This is a genomic window from Enterobacter cloacae complex sp. P15RS (assembly GCF_014895905.1).
GTDB lineage: Bacteria > Pseudomonadota > Gammaproteobacteria > Enterobacterales > Enterobacteriaceae > Enterobacter > Enterobacter quasihormaechei.
Genome location: NZ_JADBQL010000049.1, coordinates 4,242 through 7,784 on the forward strand (window position 1 = coordinate 4,242; position 3,543 = coordinate 7,784).

The following is a 3,543-nucleotide window of genomic DNA, read 5'->3' on the forward strand; positions in this document are numbered from 1 at the left end:
ATTATGGAATATTGCGCAATGTCAAGATTGTTAATTCCTTCTGTTTGCTCAATGCGTGAGGAGATATAAGCTTCATTGTCTGAAATAAATGCAACAGATAACCAGTGGTTAAGTTCTTTCCAATGTTCGTTTGCTGAGAAAACAGTTTGGTTAGCTCTAAAGCTATTATTTATGGCTAACGGGAGTTTATCACGGAACTGCGTTTTTCCCCACTCAACATTTCGTCTAAGACTAAATTTAAGCAATTTTTCATCTGTGGTCCCATCAACATTGAGTAATGTTACATTTTCTATTTCTTTATAAGGTTTAGATGTGATTTTACCGACAATTATTCTCTTCGCATCGAGGGTGATAATTATATCCCCGATCGACATTTCATTAATGAAACGTAAAACTTGACCGGCTTTATTAGATGCAGATGCAAGTGTTTCCTTTTTCTCAAGCAAAGTGTTTTTGTAATTATGAACGAGTTTAATCACTTCCTCTTTATTGCTGAGGGTCTGATTGCTAAATTCCATAGCATCAATGTGCCCAATAGCTGCTATAGAGTTATGAACAAAGTGGTCATAAAACATGCCACCATCACCAGAGCGAACGACCCAAAATTTTGAATCTTTAGGAATATCTTGAATGTACATTTCAAATCCTTGCTATGTGTCTCAAATGAACAAAACTACCAAAATCGGAGATGGGTCACTTGTTTCCAAAAGATGAGAACTGCGATACACATTGCTTCCCCCACCATTCCATCAACTCTTCACGCTGTGTGAGATAAACTGAACGGTTGTACGCGCGTCGAACTTCGTTCTTATCAATATGAGCAAGTGCAGCTTCAATCACATCAGGGTTGAATTCAAATTCATTCATTGCCGTGCTGGCTATTGAGCGCATCCCGTGGGCAACAAGTTTACCCCCATAACCTATACGCTTCAAAGGAGCATTCGCCGTTTGACTGTTCATAGGTTGCTTCGGGTCACATCTGCTGGGAAAAATGAACTCTCGATGGCCACTAATTGGCTTCATGACATACAAAATATCTAGTGCTTGTGATGAGAGGGGAACAATGTGTTCTCGCTTTGCCTTCATTCTTTCGGCGGGAATCGTCCAGAGTTTGGCATCGAGATCGATCTCGACCCACCGCGCACCAGAAGCCTCAGAAGGGCGTACTATGGTCAGAAGCTGCCACTCGAGAAGACAACGAGTCGTAACAGACAGATTTGACATGACCAGAGATCGCATCAGCTTGGGCAACTCTTCTGGTCGTAGCGTGGGCATATTCTGCTTTTTGGGTTTCTCAAATGCCATTCCAACTCCTGACGCCGGATTTGCATCAATCAGGCCGGTATTCACCGCGTAAATCATTATCTCGTTAATACGCTGTACTAAGCGCCTAACTGTCTCCAGAGCTCCACGCGCTTTGATTGATTCTAATGCTTCAACAATTGTTCTGGCCTTAATCTCCTGAACGGGTATCGCGCCTATAGCAGGGAAGACATCTTTATCTAATGAACGCCAGATATCTTTCGCATAATCTTCTGTAACGCTTCTGCTTTTAATCTGGAACCAATTAGCTGCCACAGTTGAAAAAATGCTGTCTAACTCAATCTGGCGTTGTTCTGACGCTTGTTCCTGTTGCTGTTGTGGATCCATGCCTTGCGCGAGGGTGGTCAAGTGCTGGTCGCGTATCTGACGAGCTACTGCGAATGTAAGGGCAGGGTATGAGCCGAGACTCAAATTTGTGCGGCTGCTGCTTCCCGGTCGTTGATAACGGAAGCGCCAGAGTTTTTTACCGGAGGTTTTGACGAGTAAAAACAGACCATCACCATCATGCAGGGTGAAATCTTTTTCGCGAGGTTTCGCTTTGAGTATTTCGTTGTTAGTGAGGGGGCGTGTGATGCGCGCCATGTCTGGATTCCTTCCATAATTGGTACACGTTTAATGGACCACAGTATAGCGTGTACCTAAATGTGTACCAATTTCCTCTGGATTTAGCCGGATGTTCTGGGACAACGACAGATACAAAAAAGCCCGCAGGGCTTATGCCGTGCGGGCTTTCTGTACTTCACCGGACAAATCCGGATCATTATTTGGTGGAGCTGGCGGGAGTTGAACCCGCGTCCGAAATTTCTACATCCTCGGTACTACATGCTTAGTTTGTCTTTACATTCGCACGTCAGCTGCGGACAAACACGCCACTAACGAACTAGCCTGATTAGTTTTAACGCTTCAACCCCAGGCAGGGCTTCCACGCGATCTCTTTTGGGTTTGACCTCTCTTTGATCCCCGTCTTAAGAGCGGAAGCTAGGGAGAGAGGGCTCTTAGCAGGTTATTAAGCTGCTAAAGCGTAGTTTTCGTCGTTTGCGACTATTTTTTTGCGGCTTTTAACGAGGCAAACCGCCCCTCGGCATGCACCTTGGGTTTCGCAAATCCCGTCGAATCCAGAATCAGCCCCAATAGTGTTGAACTCAGTATACCAGATTTCACGTCCTCGATACCAGCCCGAAACGCTAACTTATTGAATAGTACAATAAGTGCGCAGAATCAACGTCCTGCGTTTTTCATAATACGTGCTTTGTCGAGCTGCCACTCGCGTGCTTTCAAGTCTGTACGCTTGTCGTGCTGTTTCTTACCTTTCGCAACGCCGATTTTCACTTTGCACCAGGCGTTTTTCCAGTACAAAGAGAGCGCAACCACGGTAAAGCCTTCACGGTTGATGCGTCCGTAAAGGGATTCCAGTTCGCGCTTGTTCAGCAACAGCTTGCGGGTGCGGGTTGGATCGCAGACGTAATGTGAAGAGGCAACGGTCAGCGGCGTAAAGTTCGCGCCGAACAGGAAGGCTTCACCGTCTTTCAGGATCACGTAGCTGTCGCCAATGTTGGCTTTCCCGGCACGCAGCGATTTTACTTCCCAGCCCTGCAACGCAAGGCCGGCCTCGAATTCTTCTTCGATGAAATACTCGTGGCGAGCACGCTTGTTGAGCGCAATGGTCGCCGAACCAGGTTTATGTGCTTTTTTCTTCGTCATAAGTGTCGTAAAGCCGTCGGTAATCTGATTTTAAAAAGTCACCTCATTGCGTCCTGTGAGGTCTAACGCGCTATCTTAGCACGAGATAAGGCTTAGCGTTTTTTTAACAGGTGATAAATGTTATTATTTGTCTGTTGTGTGACCATGGAAAATGCTATGCCTCAGATTAGCCGTACTGCGCTTGTTCCCTACAGCGCGGAACAAATGTATCAGTTAGTGAACGACATTCAGTCCTATCCGGAATTTATACCGGGTTGCACCGGGAGCCGGGTGCTGGAATCCGGCCCGACGCAGATGACTGCGGCCGTGGATGTCTCCAAAGCGGGGATCAGCAAAACGTTCACCACGCGCAATACCCTGACGAGCAATCAGAGTATTTTGATGCATCTGGTGGATGGTCCGTTTAAAAAACTGATGGGAGGGTGGAAGTTTACGCCGCTGAGCGCGGACGCCTGCCGCATTGAGTTCCATCTGGATTTTGAATTTACCAATAAGCTGATCGAACTGGCGTTTGGCCGT

General features: G+C 46.4%; 3 protein-coding genes, 1 other RNA gene and 1 pseudogene. 1 reads left to right on the top strand and 4 read right to left on the bottom strand.

Annotated elements, in window-relative coordinates; genetic code table 11:
- The 4 genes and pseudogenes from IM267_RS21420 to smpB form a co-directional block, all read right to left on the bottom strand.
- Positions 1-638, bottom strand: a pseudogene (locus IM267_RS21420) (hypothetical protein); the annotation flags it as partial.
- Between the two features lie 55 nt (positions 639-693).
- Positions 694-1,905, bottom strand: a complete 1,212-nt coding sequence (locus IM267_RS20925) for an integrase domain-containing protein (RefSeq protein WP_193034227.1) — start codon at positions 1,903-1,905, stop codon at positions 694-696.
- A 183-nt stretch (positions 1,906-2,088) separates the two neighbouring features.
- Positions 2,089-2,452: a transfer-messenger RNA gene (ssrA, locus tag IM267_RS20930) on the bottom strand.
- Between the two features lie 89 nt (positions 2,453-2,541).
- Positions 2,542-3,024: an SsrA-binding protein SmpB gene (gene smpB / locus IM267_RS20935; protein ID WP_003863115.1), complete on the bottom strand. Its 483-nt coding sequence runs from the start codon at positions 3,022-3,024 to the stop codon at positions 2,542-2,544.
- A gap of 156 nt (positions 3,025-3,180) precedes the next feature.
- Between smpB and IM267_RS20940 the strand changes: the two genes are divergently transcribed.
- Positions 3,181-3,543: SRPBCC family protein (locus IM267_RS20940; RefSeq protein WP_226848252.1), on the top strand; the 363-nt coding region annotated here is incomplete at its 3' end.